The sequence below is a fragment of the Streptomyces javensis genome, assembly GCF_039525925.1.
Taxonomy (GTDB): domain Bacteria; phylum Actinomycetota; class Actinomycetes; order Streptomycetales; family Streptomycetaceae; genus Streptomyces; species Streptomyces asiaticus.
In genome coordinates, this window is the sequence record NZ_BAAAIF010000118.1 from 1 (window position 1) to 17,313 (window position 17,313).

The following is a 17,313-nucleotide window of genomic DNA, read 5'->3' on the forward strand; positions in this document are numbered from 1 at the left end:
TGGCCGGGGGGAGCGCCGCCCGCGCGGCGCGGGGGCGGGGGGCCTCCGAGGCCGCGCAGGCCGCGCAGGCCGCGCAGGACGGGGGCGACACGGGGCGGCCGGAGACGGACCCGGCTGCCAAGGACGTCATGCCCGGGCAGCCGGGCGAGGTCCCCCCGCCGGGCCAGATCCCCCCGCAGCCGGGGGAGCCGCCGATGCCGGGCGAGCCGCCCATGCCGGGTGAACCGCCGCTGCGGCCGACCGCCGAGCCGGCCGCCATGGGCGACCCTTACGGCGACAACGCGATGGCGAACGACCCTTACGGCGACCAGACGGCCGCCGGTGACCCGTACGCGGCGGTGCAGCACCAGCAGCAGTACGGGCAGCAGTGGGACCCGCAGACGTACGCCGACGCCGGATACGGCCAGTACCCGGCCGGTCAGTACCAGGGAGAGCAGTACGCGGGGGAGCAGTACCAGGGCGAGCAGTACCAGGGCGAGGGCTACGCGGGCCAGTACTCCACCGGCCAGTACCCGGCCGGTGACTACCAGGGCGGCTATCAGGACACCGGCTATCCGGCCGGCTACCAGGAGGGCCAGTACCCGGCGGATCCGTACGCGGGCGGCCAGTACGCCGACCCCTACGGCTACGACCAGCAGCAGCCCTATGCCGACGGCGGCTACCCCCCGCAGGGCGACACGACGTACGGCGGTGCCGACCCCGAGGACCGCCGCGACGGGAGCGATCAGCAGCGATGAACCGCACCACCCTGTCCCTGATCGGCGCCGCCACGGCGCTCGCCGCCGTCACCGGCGTCGCGGCCCTCACGGGGGGCTCCTCCGACGACGCGGACGCCTCCGCGAAGGCCGCCACCCGGCTGCCCGTGCAGCGCTCGACGTTGCTGTGCCCGACGCCCTCCTCCTCGGACGTGAGCAGCACCACGTACACCGCGTACACGCCCAAGCGGGACGGTGTGGACGCCAAGGACGGCGCCGCCGAACTGCTGCCAGCCCAGAGTCCCGCCGACGACACGGCGGATCCCGGCGGCGACGGCGGTAAGGACGACGGCAAGAACGGTAAGGACGGCAAGGACGGCGGGAAGGGCGGCCAGGCGGCCCCGGGCGGCGACAAGCCCGTGCTGCCCCTGAAGGAGCCCGGCAAGCCCGTCACCACCGAGGAGAGCAGCGCGGGCGCGCCCGCGCTCATCGGCACCGCCGACGGCCGCTTCGCGCCCGGCTGGACCGTCCAGCAGACCACCACGATCGACGCGGGCAGCGGGCGCGGCCTCCTGGGCACCGCGTGCACGGCGCCCGACACGGACTTCTGGCTCCCCGGCGTCAGCACCGACCGGAACCGCCAGGACTTCGTCCATCTGACGAACCCGGACGACGCCGCGGCCGAGGTGGACCTGAAGCTCTACGGCCCGAGCGGACGGCTGAAGCCCTCCACCGACGAAGCGATCACGGTCCCGCCCCGCTCCACGGTCCCGGTCCTGCTCTCGACCCTCACCGACCAGCGGGCGGCCGGCGCCTCGCTCCATGTGACGGCCCGCACCGGCCGGATCGGGGCCGCCGTGCAGGCCGTGGACCAGAAGGCGGGCAGCGACTGGCTCCCGGCCTCCGCCGTGCCCTCGACGAGCGTCGCGATCCCCGGCATCCCCAAGGACGCCACCTCGGCCCGCCTGATCGTCTTCGCGCCCGGATCCGACGACGCGGACCTCAAGGTGCGGCTGGCCGGGCCGAACAACGCGATCACCCCGGCCGGACATGAGTCGCTGCACGTCAAGAGCGGGATGACGGCCGCGATCGACCTCGGCGACGTGACCAAGGGCGAACCCGGCTCGCTGCTGCTCACCCCCGAGGGCGGCGAGGGCCCGGCCACACCGGTCGTGGCCGCGCTCCAGGTGACCCGTGGCAAGGGGAGCGACCAGGAGACGGCGTTCATCCCCGCGACCGCCCCGATCGGGCGCAGCGCCACCGCGGCCGACAACCGCACCAAGGGCTCCACGCTCTCCCTGGTGGCGCCGCGCGGGTCCGCCAAGGTGCGCGTCACCGCCTCGGCGGGCGCGGGGGGCGGCAGCCCGGTCAGCAAGACCTACGAGGTCAAGGGCGGCACCACCAAGGCCCTGGAGCCACCGCGCCCGACCTCGGGCAAGGGCCCGTACGCGGTGACGGTCGAGCGGCTCTCCGGCGGCCCGGTGCACGCCTCGCGGATGCTGGCACTGTCGCAGGACGGGGTCCCGATGTTCACGATCCAGTCACTGCCGGACGACCGGGGCACGGTCGCGGTGCCCGAGGCAGGCCAGGACCTGTCCCTGCTCAACGACGACTAGAGCCGGGCCGGAGCCGCGCGGTCGCCCCGCTGGGCGGGGCCGGAGCCTCGGCCGCCCTGGGGCCGTCGTGCCCCACAGGACGCGGCCGCCGCCCCGGCCCCGGTCACCCCCTGCCCGCCGCCCCCGCCCGCTACGGGGGGGGGCCGGCGCGTGGCAGCGGCTTCGCCCCCGGCCCCGGGGTCTGGGGCGGAGCCCCAGTTTCGGGAAGGGGCGGGTAGGGGAACGGCAGCCCGCCGCGGGCGCCACCACCTGCCGCGGGGCGCCACACCTGCCGCGGGGCGCCACACCTGCCGCGGGCGCCACGGTCCGCCGCAGGCGCCACGACCGGCCGGACGCCTCCCGGCCTCCGGCCGTACGGCGTGCCCGCCACTCCCGCCCGTACCGCCCCGCGGGCTACTCCTGCCCGTACCGCGGATCCACGGACTCCGGAGCCAGCCCCAGCAGCTCCGCCACCTGCTCGACCACGACCTCATGCACCAGCAGCGCCCGCTCGTCCCGGTTCTTCGCCCGGATCTCGACCGGGCGGCGGTAGATCACGATCCGGTCCGGTGCGTCCCCCCGGGCCGCGATGAAGCGCCCGAGCGGCACGGACTCGCCGTCCCAGCCGTCCGCCCCGCCGGGCCCGTCCGGGCCGCCGCCCGACCCCGGGCCGCCGAGCCCCGAGGTGGGCACCTCGAGCACCGTGAAGTCGACCCCGGACAGCTGTGGCCAGCGTCTCTCCAGCCGCTCCGCCGAGTCCTGCACAAGATCGACGAAGGACTCCGCGCGGCTGACCGAGAGCGGCACCTGGGGAGGCGCGATGGGGCCGCGCATACCTCGTCCGTGGCGATCGCGACGACGGGGACGCGGCTCGGACTGATGCGGGTGTACGGGCCTGGTCATCACTCCGAGGGTAGCCGTCGCCGACCCACCCTCATGCGCTTACCGGACAGCCGTGCCGGATGTCGCCAAATGAGCATTCCAGCCATGCTTGGGTCCAAAAACGGACGTCTCTTGAGTCGCTTCCCTGGCCCAGGATGATCCCTCTCGGTTCGAGTGCTGACCGGATTCGTTGTCGGCGGTTCTGGCCGCGTAGCCGGTCCACGCTGGTCAGCCGGTAAGTTCACGTTTCGGGTGCACGGTACGAACCGGGACGACACGGCGGAGTGAGCTGGTGGAGAGTCGTCGCGGCCCGCTCAAGAGTGCGGTACCGTCCAACGTCGTGAGCCCTGTACGTCGCTGTTCGCGCACCGCCTGCGGCCGCCCCGCCGTCGCGACGCTGACGTACGTCTATGCGGATTCGACCGCCGTTCTCGGGCCGCTCGCCACCTACGCCGAACCCCACTGCTACGACCTGTGCTCGGAGCACTCCGAGCGGCTGACCGCCCCGCGCGGCTGGGAGGTCGTCCGGCTCGCCGTCGACAGCGGTCCGCCCCGGCCCAGCGGTGATGATCTGGAGGCGCTGGCCAACGCGGTCCGCGAGGCCGCACGCCCGCATGAGCGCGCGGCGGGGGCGGCGGCCGGTTCCGGCGGCTCCGGGGGCGGGCACGGTGGCCGGGAGGGCGACCCGCGTGAGGTCGCGCGCCGCGGCCATCTGCGAGTCCTGCGGTCACCCGAGTCCTGATCGGTCCCGGCGACGGAACCCTGATCGGTCCCGGCGACGGAACCCTGATCGTTTCCCGCGGCTGAGTCTTGATCGGCTCCCGCGACCTTCGCGCGTACCCTGCCCCGCTTTCGCGTCACCTGCCCCGCTTTCTCCGTGATCTCCCCGCGTTCCGCGGCATTCCGCGGCGTTCCCCGGGATCACTTGCTGACGGAGCATTGACTGTGACTTGGCGCGGACACGACCATGCCTGCACCCCAGGGTCCTCCGTTTCCGCATCACGGATGTGACCTTCCAGGGATGGCCCATGCCGGGAGGCCCGTGTGTTCGTGCAGCAGTTGGACCCCGTCGCCGATTCGCTCTCCCTGTCCGCCCTTGTCGCCGCCCTTCCCCTCGTCACCGTCCTCGTCCTGCTCGGCGGGGTGCGGATGCGCGCCCACTACGCGGGCCCCATAGGGCTCGTCGTCGCCGCCCTCGTCGCCTGCCTCCCGTACGGGATGCCCGTCGGCCAGGCCGTCTCCAGCGCCGCCCAAGGAGCGCTCTTCGGCCTCTTCCCCATCCTGTGGATCGTCGTCAACGCCCTGTGGGTGTACCGGATGACGGTCCGCACCGACCATTTCGACGTGCTGCGCCGCTCCTTCGGCCGGCTCTCGGACGACCCCCGCGTCCAGGCCCTCGTCATCGCCTTCTGCTTCGGTGCGCTCCTGGAGGCGCTCGCCGGGTTCGGCGCCCCGGTGGCGATCTGCTCGGTCATGCTCGTGGCGCTCGGCTTCGACCCGGTGCGCGCCGCCGTCGTCGCGCTCGTCGCCAACACCGCGCCGGTCGCCTTCGGCGCCATGGCCACCCCGGTGGTGACGCTCGCTCAGGTCACCGGGCTGCCGCTGGACTCCGTGGCCTCCGTCGTGGGCCGGCAGACCCCGCTGCTCGCCCTCGTCGTCCCGCTGCTGCTGGTCGTGCTCGTCGACGGGCGGCGCGGGCTGCGCGAGACCTGGGTGCCCGCGCTCGCCTGCGGGGTCGCCTTCGCCATCGCCCAGTTCACCGTCTCCAATTACCTGTCCGTCCAGCTCGCCGACATCGCGGCGGCACTGGTCGGCGCGGCCGTGCTGATGGCCGTGCCCGCCGCCCGGCGCCCGGCCGAGGAGCCGGTGCGCGCCGCCGTGCTCACCGGCGTACGCAGCGACGACCTGGACCGCGAGGACCCGCGCCGGGAGGTGGTGCGCGCCTACGCCCCGTACGCCCTCATCGTCGCGATCTTCTCCATCGCCCAGATCGGCCCGGTCAAGGACCTCCTGGCCAAGGCCACCCGCACCTTCGACTGGCCCTTCCTGGACGTCGCCGACCCCGGTGGAAAGGCGGTGGGCGCCAACGTCTTCTCGATGCCGCTGATCGCCACCGGCGGCACCCTGGTGCTGGTGGCCGGGGTGGCCACCGCCGCCGTGCTGAAGGTGACCGCGGGAGACGCCCTACGGGAGTGGGCGGCCACGGTGCGCGAACTGCGTCATGCGATCCTTACCGTCACCTCGGTGCTCGCGCTCGCCTATGTCATGAATCTCTCCGGGCAGGCCGCCACCATCGGTCACTTCGTCGCGGCCGCCGGGGCCGGGCTGGCCTTCCTCTCCCCGGTGCTCGGCTGGTTCGGCGTCGCCGTCTCCGGTTCGGACACCTCCGCGAACGCCCTCTTCGGCGCCCTCCAGGTGACCGCCGCCCGTGAGTCCGGGCTGTCCCCGGACCTGCTGGCCGCCGCCAACAGCTCGGGCGGGGTGCTCGGCAAGATGATCTCCCCGCAGAACCTCACCATCGCGTGCGCGGCGGTCGGGCTGAAGGGGCGCGAGGGCGATCTGCTCCGTAAGGTGCTGCCGTGGAGCCTCGTCCTGCTGCTCGTGATGTGCCTGATCGTCGTCGCGCAGTCGTCGTTCCTGCTGAGCTGGATGCTGCCGTGACCCGGGCCCGGGATGGCTGGTAGCACGCCGCGCGACGGGGCTCACAGTTCCGGCCCAGGTCCTGCGGGTAGGTTTTGAGGTCCGCAGGGACGTACTCCGCGGGGACGCACGCGGAGACGTCCGTAGAGACATCTCCACCAGGACCTCCAGAAGGGGTTGGCTGTGCCCGACTTGTCGCAGATCGTGAAGGCGTACGACGTGCGCGGTGTGGTCCCGGACCAGTGGGACGAGTCGCTCGCCGAACTCTTCGGCGCCGCCTTCGCCCGGGTGACCGACGCGGACGCGATCGTCGTCGGCCATGACATGCGCCCCTCCTCGCCCGGTCTGGCGCGGGCCTTCGCGCGCGGCGCCGCCTCGCTCGGGGTGGATGTGACCGAGATCGGACTGTGCTCGACCGATCAGCTCTACTTCGCGAGCGGATATCTCAACCTGCCCGGCGCGATGTTCACCGCCAGCCACAACCCCGCGCGGTACAACGGCATCAAGATGTGCCGCGCGGGCGCCGCCCCCATCGGCCAGGACAGCGGGCTCGCCGAGATCCGCACCCTGGTGGAGGGATGGGCGGACAGCGGCGCGCCCGAGCCCGCCGCCGAGGCCGGCACCATCACCCAGCGGGATGTCCTCGAGGACTACGCCGCCCATCTGCGGTCGCTGGTGGACCTGACCGCCATCCGGCCGCTGAAGGTCGTCGTGGACGCGGGCAACGGCATGGGCGGCCACACCGTCCCGACCGTCTTCGAGGGCCTCCCGCTGGAGCTCGACGCCCTCTACTTCGAGCTGGACGGCACCTTTCCCAACCACGAGGCCAACCCCCTCGACCCCAAGAACATCGTCGACCTTCAGGCCCGCGTCCGGGAGACCGGCGCCGACATCGGGCTCGCCTTCGACGGCGACGCCGACCGCTGCTTCGTCGTGGACGGGAGCGGCGAGCCGGTCTCCCCCTCCGCCATCACCGCCCTGGTCGCCTCCCGCGAGCTGGCCAAGCACCCCGGCGGGACGGTCATCCACAACTGCATCACCTCCTGGTCGGTCCCCGAGGTCGTCAAGGAGAACGGCGGCACCCCCGTCCGCACCCGCGTGGGCCACTCCTTCATCAAGGCCGAGATGGCCCGCTCCGGCGCGATCTTCGGCGGTGAGCACTCCGCGCACTACTACTTCCGCGACTTCTGGAACGCCGACACCGGCATGCTGGCCGCCCTGCACGTCCTGGCCGCACTCGGCGGCCAGAAGGGCCCGCTGTCGGACCTGGTCGCCCAGTACGACCGGTACGCGGCCTCCGGCGAGATCAACAGCACCGTCGACGACCAGGCCGGGCGCATGGAGGCCGTCAAGGCGGCGTACGAGCGCCGCGAGGGCGCCGAACTCGACGAACTCGACGGCCTTACGGTCACCACCCCCAACTGGTGGTTCAACCTCCGCCCCTCCAACACCGAGCCGCTCCTCCGCCTGAACGTCGAGGCCCGGGACGAGGAGACGGCGGCCGAGGTCCGCGACGAGGTCCTCTCCATCGTCCGCGCCTAGCCCTTACGGCTGTCGGCGCCCGGACCCGTCGGCAGGCCCGCACGCCCTTACGGCTGTCCGCGCGCGGTCGTAGGGGCGGGGCGGGGGCGGCCGCGGCGTCCATAGGGGTCTGCGGCGTCCATACGGGTGCTGGCGCGCGGCCGTCCGCATCATTACGGAGGCCCGCCGGGCCTCGGCTGCCGCGCGTGGCCTCTGTGGCCGCTCCGCGTCCTACGGCCGGGGTCCGGGTCCTACGGCCGGGGCCGCTCCGCGTCCTACGGCGTCCTAGGGGCCCGCAGAAGGTCCGCACGCCCCCTGCGGAGGGTACGGCCGTCTGCGCGCGGCCCCGCGCCGTGCGCGCCCTCGCAGAAGGCTCCGCGCCCTTACGGGGCCCGCGCGCGGGATCAACACCGCTGCCGGAGCCGGGCTCCGGGGCCCACCGGCCGCGCCCCGGGCCCGCCCGGCGGTACGCTGACCTCGCCGGACCGATGTCCGGCTGGACGCATACCCGAAGGGACGACCCCATGCCGCTCGAAGCCGGTCTTCTGGAGATCCTCGCCTGCCCGGCGTGCCACGCCCCGCTGCGCGAGGAGCAGTCCCCGGAGACCCCCGAGCTGGTGTGCACGGGCGAGGGGTGCGGTCTCGCGTACCCCGTGCGCGACGGCATCCCCGTGCTGCTCGTCGACGAGGCGCGCCGCCCGGCCTGACCCGTCGGCCCGCCGGGGCCCAGCCCCGCGCGGCCCCACGCGTAAGCCCCGCGCGATCCCACGCGTACCGCCCGCCACGGCGATCGGAGGCCGAAGCACGATGCTCGACGAATCCCTCCTCGACGCCCCCGAGGCCCTCGCCCGCGCGGATACCCGCGGGCTGCTGCGCGGAGCCGCCGAGGCCGGTGCCCGCGTCCGTACCGCAGCCCGGCACGCCGCCGAGGCCGGTATAGGCGACCTCAAGCCGGACGGGCGCCCGCGCGCCGTCATGGTCGCGGGCCCGGGGGCGGCCGGAAGCTGCACCGCCGACCTCCTCGGCGCGCTCAGCGGAGGCAACTGCCCGGTCAGCCTGATCGCGCCCACCGGCGTGGCCCCCGCGCCTGGCGCCCTGCGCTGGACGCTGCCCGGCTGGGCGGGCCCGCTGGACCTGCTGGTCGTCGCGACCCCGGACGGCACGGAACCGGGCCTTCCGCGCCTGGTCGAGCAGGCGTACCGCCGCGGCTGCGCGATCGTCTCCGTCGCCCCGGGCCAGTCCCCGCTGGCCGACGCGGTCGCCCAGGCCCGCGGCCTGATGGTGCCGCTGGCCACGGCTCCGAACGGCTCGGCCCCGTACGCCACCGGCGGTTACGCCACCGGCGGGTACGGCACCGACCCGTACCGCGGGGACCCGCACGCGCCCGGCACCGAGGACACCGCCCTCGCCGAGGGCGCCCTGGGTGACGCCCCCGCCCCGTACGGGACGCCTTCCGTTCCGCAGCCCGTCGAGCCGCCCGGCACCGCCCCCGACGAGATGACCGGCCCCGCGCTGCCCGGCACGCTGTGGGCCCTGCTCACCCCGCTGCTCCTGCTGGTCGACCGGATCGGCCTGGTGTCCGCGCCGCCCACCGCCCTCCAGCAGGTCGCCGACCGGCTCGACGAGGTCGCCGAGCGCTGCGGCCCGGCCATCGCCACCTACACCAACCCCGCCAAGACGCTCGCGGCCGAGCTCGCCGAGGCGCTTCCGCTGCTGTGGACCGAGGGCCCGGTCGCCGCCGCGACCGGACGGCGCTTCTCGGGCCTGCTCGCGGCGCTCGCCGGGCGCCCCGCGCTCGTCGCCGAGCTCCCAGGGGCGCTCGCGGCCCATGGCGCGCTGCTGACCGGGGCGTTCGCGGGTGGGGCCGACCCGGACGACTTCTTCCGCGACCGGGTGGAGGAGCCCGAGGCGCTCCGCGCCCGGATCGTGCTGCTCCACGACGAGCCGGTGGGCCCCATCTCGGCCGTGCCGACCGCCCGGGAGCTCGCGCTGGCGCACGAGACCGCGTTCAGCGAGCTGGAACCGGCCGAGGGCACCCCACTGGAGAGCGCCGCGGAACTTCTCGCCATCACGGATTTCGCCGCCGTTTACCTCGCGCTCGCTTCGCCGGATAGAACTTGAGGCCGTCATGGGCCTTGAGTACGACCGCGCGCGTCCCCGCGCGTCCGGGCACGACCGTAAGGCCGTACTCAAGGCCGTAAGGCACGCACCACCCGCCCCACGTCCCTCACTGCACAGTCAGGAACCGCACCGCATGGACCGCCTCGTCAACACCGTGCGCCCCTACGCCTGGGGCTCCACCACCGCCATCCCGGAGCTGCTGGGCATCCAGCCGACCGGGGAGCCGCAGGCCGAGATGTGGATGGGGGCGCACCCCGGGGCGCCGTCCCGGGTCGACCGGGGCGCGGGCTCCACCGCGCTCTCCGAGGTGATCGCCGCGGACCCCGAGGGCGAGCTCGGCGCGGACTCCGTAAGCCTCTTCGGGCCCCGGCTGCCGTTCCTGCTGAAGGTGCTGGCGGCCGCCTCGCCGCTGTCGCTCCAGGTCCACCCCGACCTCGCACAGGCCAAGGAGGGCTTCGCGGACGAGGAGGTGCGCGGCGTCCCGGCCGACGCCCCGCACCGCAACTACAAGGACGCCAACCACAAGCCCGAGTTGATATGCGCGCTCACGCCGTTCAACGGGCTGTGCGGCTTTCGCGACCCGAACGAGGCGGCCGAGCTGCTGGCCGCCCTCGAGGTCGACTCGCTCAAGCCGTACGTCGACATCCTGCACGCCCACCCGGAGTCGCACGCCCTGCGCGAGGTGCTGACCGCCGTCCTCACGGCCGACCCGGAGGCGATGGCGGAGACCGTAAGGCAGGCGACCGCCGCCGCCGAGCGGCTCGGCGCGCAGGACGGACCGCACGCCCCGGCGTACACGGCGTACGCCTCCATCGCCCGGCACTACCCCGGCGATCCCGGCGTGATCGCCGCGATCCTGCTCAACTTCGTGACCCTCCAGCCCGGCGAGGCGCTCTACCTCGGCGCCGGCGTACCGCACGCCTACCTCGACGGCCTGGGCGTCGAGATCATGGCCAACTCCGACAATGTGCTGCGCTGCGGACTGACGCCCAAGCACGTGGACGTCCCCGAGCTGCTGCGCGTCGTCCGCTTCGAAAGCGCCGCCCCCGCCGTGCTGCGCCCCGAGGCGGACCCCTCCGGGGAGGAGCTCTACACCACTCCGATCGATGAGTTCCGGCTCTCCCGCCACGTCCTCGCCGACGGCGCCGCACCCCGCCCGCTGCCGGCGACCGGCCCGCAGATCCTGCTCTGCGCCTCGGGTGAGGTCTCCCTGCGCGGCGCGGACGGCGAACTCCCGCTGAAGCGCGGGGAGTCGGCCTTCGTACCGGCCGGCGAGGAGGCCGCCCTGAGCGGTGATGGCACTGTGTTCAGGGCCACAGTGAACGCCTGAGGTACGGCCCGCTCGAGGGGCTGGAACAATGGCCCGCCGTGAGGCGGTAAAGCACTGGCAAAGCCGCCATGAGCTGCCATGTAAGCGGAAGGGAAATTCGGCACATATGAGTGCATCAGGCGGAACCAAGGCGATTGTTGCCGCGCTGGGCGCGAACCTGGCTATCGCCGCAGCCAAGTTCGTGGCGTTCGCCTTCAGCGGCTCGTCGTCGATGCTCGCCGAAGGCGTGCACTCGATCGCCGACTCGGGCAACCAGGGGCTGCTGCTCCTCGGCGGGAAGAAGGCCAAGCGCGAGGCCACCCCCGAGCACCCCTTCGGCTACGGCCGCGAGCGCTATATCTACGGCTTCCTCGTCTCCATCGTGCTGTTCACCATCGGTGGTGTCTTCGCGCTGTACGAGGGCTACGAGAAGATCCAGCACCCCCATGAGCTGGAGCACTGGTACTGGCCGGTCGGGGTGCTGGTCTTCGCGATCATCGCCGAGGGCTTCTCCTTCCGTACGGCCATCAAGGAGTCCAACGAGATCCGCGGCAAGCTGAGCTGGTCCCAGTTCGTCCGCCGCGCCAAGGCCCCCGAGCTCCCCGTCGTCCTCCTGGAGGACTTCGGAGCCCTCGTCGGCCTGGTCCTCGCGCTCGGCGGCGTCGGGCTCACCCTGCTGACCGGCGACGGCGTCTGGGACGGCATCGGCACCCTCTGCATCGGCATACTGCTGGTGCTGATCGCCCTGGTGCTCGCGGCCGAGACCAAGTCGCTGCTGCTGGGCGAGGCGGCCGACGCCACGGAGGTCGCCAAGATCCGCGAAGCCGTCGTGGACGGCGAGACCGTCACCAGCGTGATCCACATGCGCACCCTCCACCTCGGCCCCGAGGAACTCCTGGTCGCCGCCAAGATCGCGGTCCAACACGACGACACGGCCGCGGAGGTCGCCCGCGCGATCGACGCCGCGGAGGCCCGCATCCGCGAGGCGGTCCCGATCGCCCGGGTCATCTACCTGGAACCCGACATCCTTCGCACCTCGACGTCCGCCTGAGCGAGATCCGGCCGGTTTGTGGGCATCTGTTCCGCAGGGCGGAACGGATGAACGCAAACCGGCCACAGCCCCGGCCCCGGCAACGCACCACCGGCCCCGACGGGTCGGAGCCCGACCGGAGCGCTTGAGCCGGGGCCCGGGGGCTCCGGCCCCGATTTCGGGAAGGGGCGGGGGGCGGGGGAGAACCCCGCCCCGCCCCCCGCCCTACTCAATCTCCCCAAGCACCCCCAAAATCCCCTCCACATCCCCCGCCCCCAACAACCGCTCCCGAAACTCCTCGGCCATCAACTTCCGCGACAGCAACGCCAGAATCCGCAGATGCTCATCCCCCGCATCCGCCTCCGGCACCGCGATCATGAAGACCAGCCGAGCCTTCGTCCCGTCCGGCGCGCCCCACTCGATCCCCTCGGGGGAACGCGCGAAGCCGACGACCGGAGCGGTCACCGCATCCGTCTTGGCATGCGGAATCGCGATCTCCTCGCCGAGCCCGGTCGTGCCCTGGTCCTCCCGGGCAAACGCGGCCCGTACCAGCTCCTCCGCATCCGCGACCTTGCCGGTCGCGGCCAGCAGCTCGGCCATCTCACGGATCGCGGCGTCCTTACCGTCGGCCGCCAACCACTCCTTCACGGTCTGCTCGGTGAGATACCCGGACAGCACCTGACCCGCAGAGACGGCCTCGACCTCGGCGGTCCCGCCGGTCCCGGCGGCCACCGTCTGAGGAACGCCCGCCGTACGGGCGCCCGCGGCATCACCCACGTCCCCGGTACGTTCACCGCCGCCCACCCCGGCAAGAACGGGCTCAGCCGCACGCGACGCAGCCCCTGAGGAACCGCCTGCGGCGGCACCCGCACCACCCGCGGCACCCACACCACCCACAGCAGCCCCTGAATCAACAGCACCCCCACCCACCGACATCAACCCGATCGTCACCAGCGCCGTCACCGCCGTACCCACCACCACCGCGACAAAGAACATCGGCACCCCACCAACCGCGCCGAGCACCGCCACAATCGGCCCGCCATGCGGCACGTTGTCCTCGACCGACGCCACCCCGGCTATCGCCCCGGCGACCGCACCGCCCACCATGTTCGCGGGAATGACCCGCGCGGGACGCGCCGCCGCGAACGGAATCGCGCCCTCCGTGATGCCGAAGAAGCCCATGAAGAGCGCCGCGAGCCCGGTCTCCCGCTCCTGGTCGTCGAACATCCGGCGGCGCAGCAGCGTGGCCAGCCCCTGGCCCAGCGGCGGCACCGGAATGGCCGCCGCACACGCCCCCATGACCTCGGGGTTCTTGGACACCAGCCCGGCACCGAAGAGGAACGCCGTCTTATTGACCGGACCACCCATGTCGAACGCGATCATCAGCCCGAGAATGATGCCGAGCACCGCCGCACTCGTGCCGGTCAGCCCGCCGAGCCAATCAGTCAGCTGCTCGAAGACCCAGGAGATCGGCTCGCCGAGGACATAGATGAAGAAGAGGCCGAGCGCCGAGGTCGCCACGATCGGGATCACGATGATCGGCATGATCGGCTGGACGAACTTCGGAACCTTGACCCGCTTGATCCACAGCACCAGATAACCGGCCAGGAAGCCGGTGACGATCGCCCCGATGAACCCGGCGCCCGCCTCGCTGTCGTACAGCTCGCCGTGCGCCGCGATCCAGCCGCCCACCATGCCGGGCACCAGCGCCGGCCGGTCCGCGATGGCGTAGGCGATATAGCCGGACAGGGCCGGGATCATCAGCTCGAAGCCGATGCTCCCGATGTCGTTGACCGTCTTCCAGAAGGAGTCGTCGGGGATGACGATGCCCTTGGACGTCGTATCACCACCCAGGGCCAGCGAGACCGCGATCAGCAGACCGCCGACCACCACGAACGGGATCATGTACGAGACACCGTTCATGAGCGCCTTATAGGTGACGCTGCGCCCCTTACCGCCGCCACCGCCACCACCCCCGGAAGCCGCCGCGCCCGAGGCACCGCGTCCGGCACCGGAGCCGTCGCCCTCGTACACCGGCGCGTCCAGCACCTGCTCGATCAGCCGCTGCGGCCGGTGAATGCCATCGGCGACCCCGACGACGAGCACCCTCTTACCGACGAAGCGACTGCGGTCGACGTCCTTGTCGGCGGCGATGATGATGCCGTCAGCCTCTCTGACATCGTTGTCAGACAGTACGTTCTCGGCCCCGATCGAGCCTTGGGTCTCCACCTTCATGCTGTGGCCGAGCGACTCCGCCGCCTGGGCCAGCTTCTCAGCGGCCATATAGGTATGGGCGATACCCGTGGGACATGCGGTCACCGCGAGCAGTTTGAGCCCCGGTCCGCTGGCCCCCGCACCGTTGGGGGGATCGGCTGGACTGGTCACGTGGTTCTCCTTAAGGCGTTGAGCGGGCGCGGGAAGCTGCCAGCGTCCCCGCGCTCGCGGCATCGTGCAATACATCCGGCCGGGATCAAAGCGACGGGCTGAACCCCTGACTCCGCAAAATGACGCGACCGCCGCCCCCCAAGCGGCGCGGCCGACACCCCCCGGGCAGCACACCCGTCGCCCCTGGTCATAGCCGTACGGCCGAAGATGACCGATGGGGGCTGGGGTTCGCTCGGCCGATCGGTGTAGATTCGTGACCGAGCCAGACGTCGCTGCTGATGGCGGTCGGGCGGCCCGTATCGCGGGTCGGCCGAGGGAGAGAGGGCCTCCGACGGACTGCGCACTGTGAGGTAGAAGGGGACAGGTGTGCCCGTTGTCGCGGGGACTGCCCGACGCCTCGCATGCCCAGCCGAACCACTCTCGCTCGCACACGATCGAGGAGGAGCAGCACTCATGACGACAGCCGTCTCCGGTCAGGACTTCAAGGTCGCGGACCTCTCCCTGGCTGCCTTCGGCCGTAAGGAGATCACCCTCGCCGAGCATGAGATGCCCGGCCTGATGGCGATCCGCAAGGAGTACGCCGAGCAGCAGCCGCTGGCCGGTGCCCGTATCACCGGCTCGCTGCACATGACGGTGCAGACCGCCGTGCTGATCGAGACCCTGGTCGCCCTCGGCGCCCAGGTCCGGTGGGCCTCCTGCAACATCTTCTCCACTCAGGACCACGCCGCGGCCGCGGTCGCCGTCGGCCCCGAGGGCACCCAGGAGAACCCGCAGGGCATCCCGGTCTTCGCCTGGAAGGGCGAGACCCTGGAGGAGTACTGGTGGTGCACGGAGCAGGCGCTGACCTGGCCCGGCACCCCCACCGGCGGGCCCAACATGATCCTGGACGACGGTGGCGACGCCACCCTCCTCGTCCACAAGGGCGTTGAGTACGAGAAGGCCGGCGCCGCCCCTGACGTCGCCACCGCCGAGAACGACGAGCACCGCGTCATCCTCGAGCTGCTGAACCGCACCATCGCGGAGAGCCCGCAGAAGTGGACGCAGCTGGCCTCCGAGATCCGCGGGGTCACCGAGGAGACCACCACCGGCGTTCACCGCCTCTACGAGATGCAGCGGGACGGCTCGCTGCTCTTCCCGGCGATCAACGTGAACGACGCGGTCACCAAGTCCAAGTTCGACAACAAGTACGGCTGCCGCCACTCCCTGGTCGACGGCATCAACCGCGCCACCGACGTGCTGATCGGCGGCAAGGTCGCGGTCGTCTGCGGCTACGGTGACGTCGGTAAGGGCTGCGCCGAGTCGCTGCGCGGCCAGGGCGCCCGGGTGATCATCACCGAGATCGACCCGATCTGCGCGCTCCAGGCCGCGATGGACGGCTACCAGGTCGCCACCCTGGAGGACGTGGTGGAGACCGCCGACATCTTCATCACCACGACCGGCAACAAGGACATCATCCTCGCCTCGGACATGGCCAGGATGAAGCACCAGGCGATCGTCGGGAACATCGGCCACTTCGACAACGAGATCGACATGGCCGGGCTCGCCGCCCTCCCGGGCATCGTGAAGGACGAGGTCAAGCCGCAGGTCCACACCTGGACCTTCGCCGACGGCAAGAAGATCATCGTGCTCTCCGAGGGCCGTCTGCTGAACCTCGGCAACGCGACCGGTCACCCGTCGTTCGTGATGTCCAACTCCTTCGCGAACCAGACCATCGCCCAGATCGAGCTCTACACCAAGCCGGAGTCGTACCCGACCGACGTCTATGTGCTCCCCAAGCACCTGGACGAGAAGGTCGCCCGTCTCCACCTGGACGCGCTCGGCGCCAAGCTGACCACGCTCCGGCCCGAGCAGGCCTCCTACATCGGCGTCCCGGTGGAGGGCCCGTACAAGCCCGATCACTACCGCTACTGATCGCATCCGCTGATCGCACCGGCGCCGCCGACCACACCGTCGGCGGCCGCTGACCCGGCCCCCGCCCCGGCGGGGGCCCCAGGGCCCGTCCGCGCCATCCGGCCGGGCGGGCCCGACGCTCGTCAAGGACCTCACCATGCCCCGCGGCCGCTACTCCCTCCACGACCCGCACGATCACGCCCCCCTGGGCGAGGAGCACTTCCAGTGCGCTCCCGGCCCCAGCGGCTGGCGTTATGTCGCACAGCGGACCTCACCCTCCGGCGATCACACCGGGTCCGTGGACCTCACCCTCGACGAGCTCGGCCGCCCGCTCAGGGTGGAGCTGCACGCGTCCAGCTGGCAGGTCAAGGGCGCCGCCCTGGACGGGGTCACCTGGGTCCGCACGGACCCCACCGGTGAGCACGCGACCGAGGGCAATGTCCGCGCCCACTCCTTCACCGGCGCCTCCCCGGCCTTCCTGGTCGCGGTCTCCCGGCTGCTACGCCTGGAACCGGGCTCCGGAGCCGTCCGGGTACGCCTCGTGGCCTTCACCGATCCGGTCCTCGCACCCCTGACCCTGGACCAGTCCTGGGCACTTCTCGACAGAACGGGTCACGCCACCGACACAGGGCCACTCGTTGTGGACGAGTACCAGGTGAGCGAGTTGGACACCGGAGAGATACGGACGGTCCACATCGCCGGCGATGTGGTGCTCGCCGCCCCCGGCATCGAGCTGGAGCACCTGGAGAGCCCACCGTCCTCTTTCGCGGCCTGACGGTCATCCTGACGGTCATGGCACCGCCTCTGACCTGCGACGTTGAGAAACTTCCGGGAACCTATTGACCCGGCAAGCATCGATGCGTACGTTTAAAGGTCGCGGTGAACGGAGTGCACAGGCACTCCGGCCGGATCGCACAAAGAATCTTGCCCGGAGTCCTTGACCGAGGTAGTCCGGGGAGGTAGGTTTAAACGGTTGTGGTGAGCAGAGTCTGCTCGCCCCTCAAAGCGCATCTGAATCGCTCCGCAGGCGGATGGAAATCCAAACGGAGCACCTTTTGACACCCCGCAGGCATCACGCGAAGCCGATTAGGTTCGGCGGATGATCGTCTGCTAAAGTCGAAAACACGCCGAAAGGCAAGGCCCTCCAACGGCCACCGGAAACGGAATTCGGATCGGAAACGACCGGAAATCGGATCTGGTAAGGTTGGAAACACCGAAGGGAAGCGCCCGGAGAAACCGGTGAAA

12 protein-coding genes and 1 pseudogene are annotated in these 17,313 nt (G+C 71.9%); 11 read left to right on the plus strand and 2 right to left on the minus strand.

Annotated features, from left to right (window positions below):
- Together ABD329_RS45515 and ABD329_RS45520 are read left to right on the plus strand one after the other, a co-directional pair.
- Window positions 1-737, plus strand: a pseudogene (locus ABD329_RS45515) (hypothetical protein); the annotation flags it as partial.
- Window positions 734-2,311 (plus strand): DUF5719 family protein, encoded by a 1,578-nt coding sequence (locus tag ABD329_RS45520; RefSeq protein ID WP_198279926.1) that lies wholly within the window; start codon window positions 734-736, stop codon window positions 2,309-2,311. The pseudogene ABD329_RS45515 and the gene ABD329_RS45520, both read left to right, overlap by 4 nt.
- Window positions 2,312-2,704: 393 nt before the next feature.
- Here the strand turns inward: ABD329_RS45520 and ABD329_RS45525 are convergent, their stop codons facing one another.
- Window positions 2,705-3,124 (minus strand): metallopeptidase family protein, encoded by a 420-nt coding sequence (locus ABD329_RS45525; RefSeq protein ID WP_198282453.1) that lies wholly within the window; start codon window positions 3,122-3,124, stop codon window positions 2,705-2,707.
- Window positions 3,125-3,464: 340 nt separating this feature from the next.
- Here ABD329_RS45525 and ABD329_RS45530 point away from each other — a divergent pair, with 340 nt between their 5' ends.
- From ABD329_RS45530 to ABD329_RS45560, 7 genes are all read left to right on the plus strand, one after another.
- Entirely contained in the window at window positions 3,465-3,914 is a 450-nt protein-coding gene (locus tag ABD329_RS45530) for a DUF3499 domain-containing protein (protein ID WP_138915324.1), read from the plus strand.
- 302 nt (window positions 3,915-4,216) lie between these two features.
- The gene (locus ABD329_RS45535; protein WP_344318024.1) at window positions 4,217-5,833 is read left to right on the plus strand and encodes an L-lactate permease; all 1,617 of its coding nucleotides are present in this window, start codon (window positions 4,217-4,219) and stop codon (window positions 5,831-5,833) included.
- Window positions 5,834-5,995: 162 nt separating this feature from the next.
- On the plus strand, window positions 5,996-7,354 hold the full coding sequence (locus ABD329_RS45540) for a phosphomannomutase/phosphoglucomutase (protein ID WP_344318025.1): 1,359 nt from the start codon (window positions 5,996-5,998) through the stop codon (window positions 7,352-7,354).
- A 503-nt stretch (window positions 7,355-7,857) separates the two neighbouring features.
- On the plus strand, window positions 7,858-8,040 hold the full coding sequence (locus tag ABD329_RS45545) for a Trm112 family protein (protein ID WP_059149235.1): 183 nt from the start codon (window positions 7,858-7,860) through the stop codon (window positions 8,038-8,040).
- Window positions 8,041-8,140: 100 nt separating this feature from the next.
- Window positions 8,141-9,454: an SIS domain-containing protein gene (locus tag ABD329_RS45550; RefSeq protein WP_344318026.1), complete on the plus strand. Its 1,314-nt coding sequence runs from the start codon at window positions 8,141-8,143 to the stop codon at window positions 9,452-9,454.
- Window positions 9,455-9,587: 133 nt separating this feature from the next.
- On the plus strand, window positions 9,588-10,784 hold the full coding sequence (gene manA, locus ABD329_RS45555; RefSeq protein WP_344318027.1) for a mannose-6-phosphate isomerase, class I: 1,197 nt from the start codon (window positions 9,588-9,590) through the stop codon (window positions 10,782-10,784).
- 106 nt (window positions 10,785-10,890) lie between these two features.
- Window positions 10,891-11,814 carry a cation diffusion facilitator family transporter gene (locus tag ABD329_RS45560; RefSeq protein WP_344318029.1) on the plus strand — a complete coding sequence of 308 codons (924 nt, stop codon included), beginning with the start codon at window positions 10,891-10,893 and terminating at the stop codon, window positions 11,812-11,814.
- A gap of 204 nt (window positions 11,815-12,018) precedes the next feature.
- Here the strand turns inward: ABD329_RS45560 and ABD329_RS45565 are convergent, their stop codons facing one another.
- On the minus strand, window positions 12,019-14,178 hold the full coding sequence (locus tag ABD329_RS45565) for a fructose-specific PTS transporter subunit EIIC (RefSeq protein ID WP_344318030.1): 2,160 nt from the start codon (window positions 14,176-14,178) through the stop codon (window positions 12,019-12,021).
- A gap of 453 nt (window positions 14,179-14,631) precedes the next feature.
- On the opposite strand from ABD329_RS45565, the gene ahcY reads away from it, so the two are divergent.
- On the plus strand, window positions 14,632-16,089 hold the full coding sequence (gene ahcY / locus ABD329_RS45570) for an adenosylhomocysteinase (RefSeq protein WP_198281178.1): 1,458 nt from the start codon (window positions 14,632-14,634) through the stop codon (window positions 16,087-16,089).
- A gap of 136 nt (window positions 16,090-16,225) precedes the next feature.
- Window positions 16,226-16,843 (plus strand): hypothetical protein, encoded by a 618-nt coding sequence (locus tag ABD329_RS45575; RefSeq protein WP_198281179.1) that lies wholly within the window; start codon window positions 16,226-16,228, stop codon window positions 16,841-16,843.
- Window positions 16,844-17,313 lie beyond the last annotated feature (470 nt).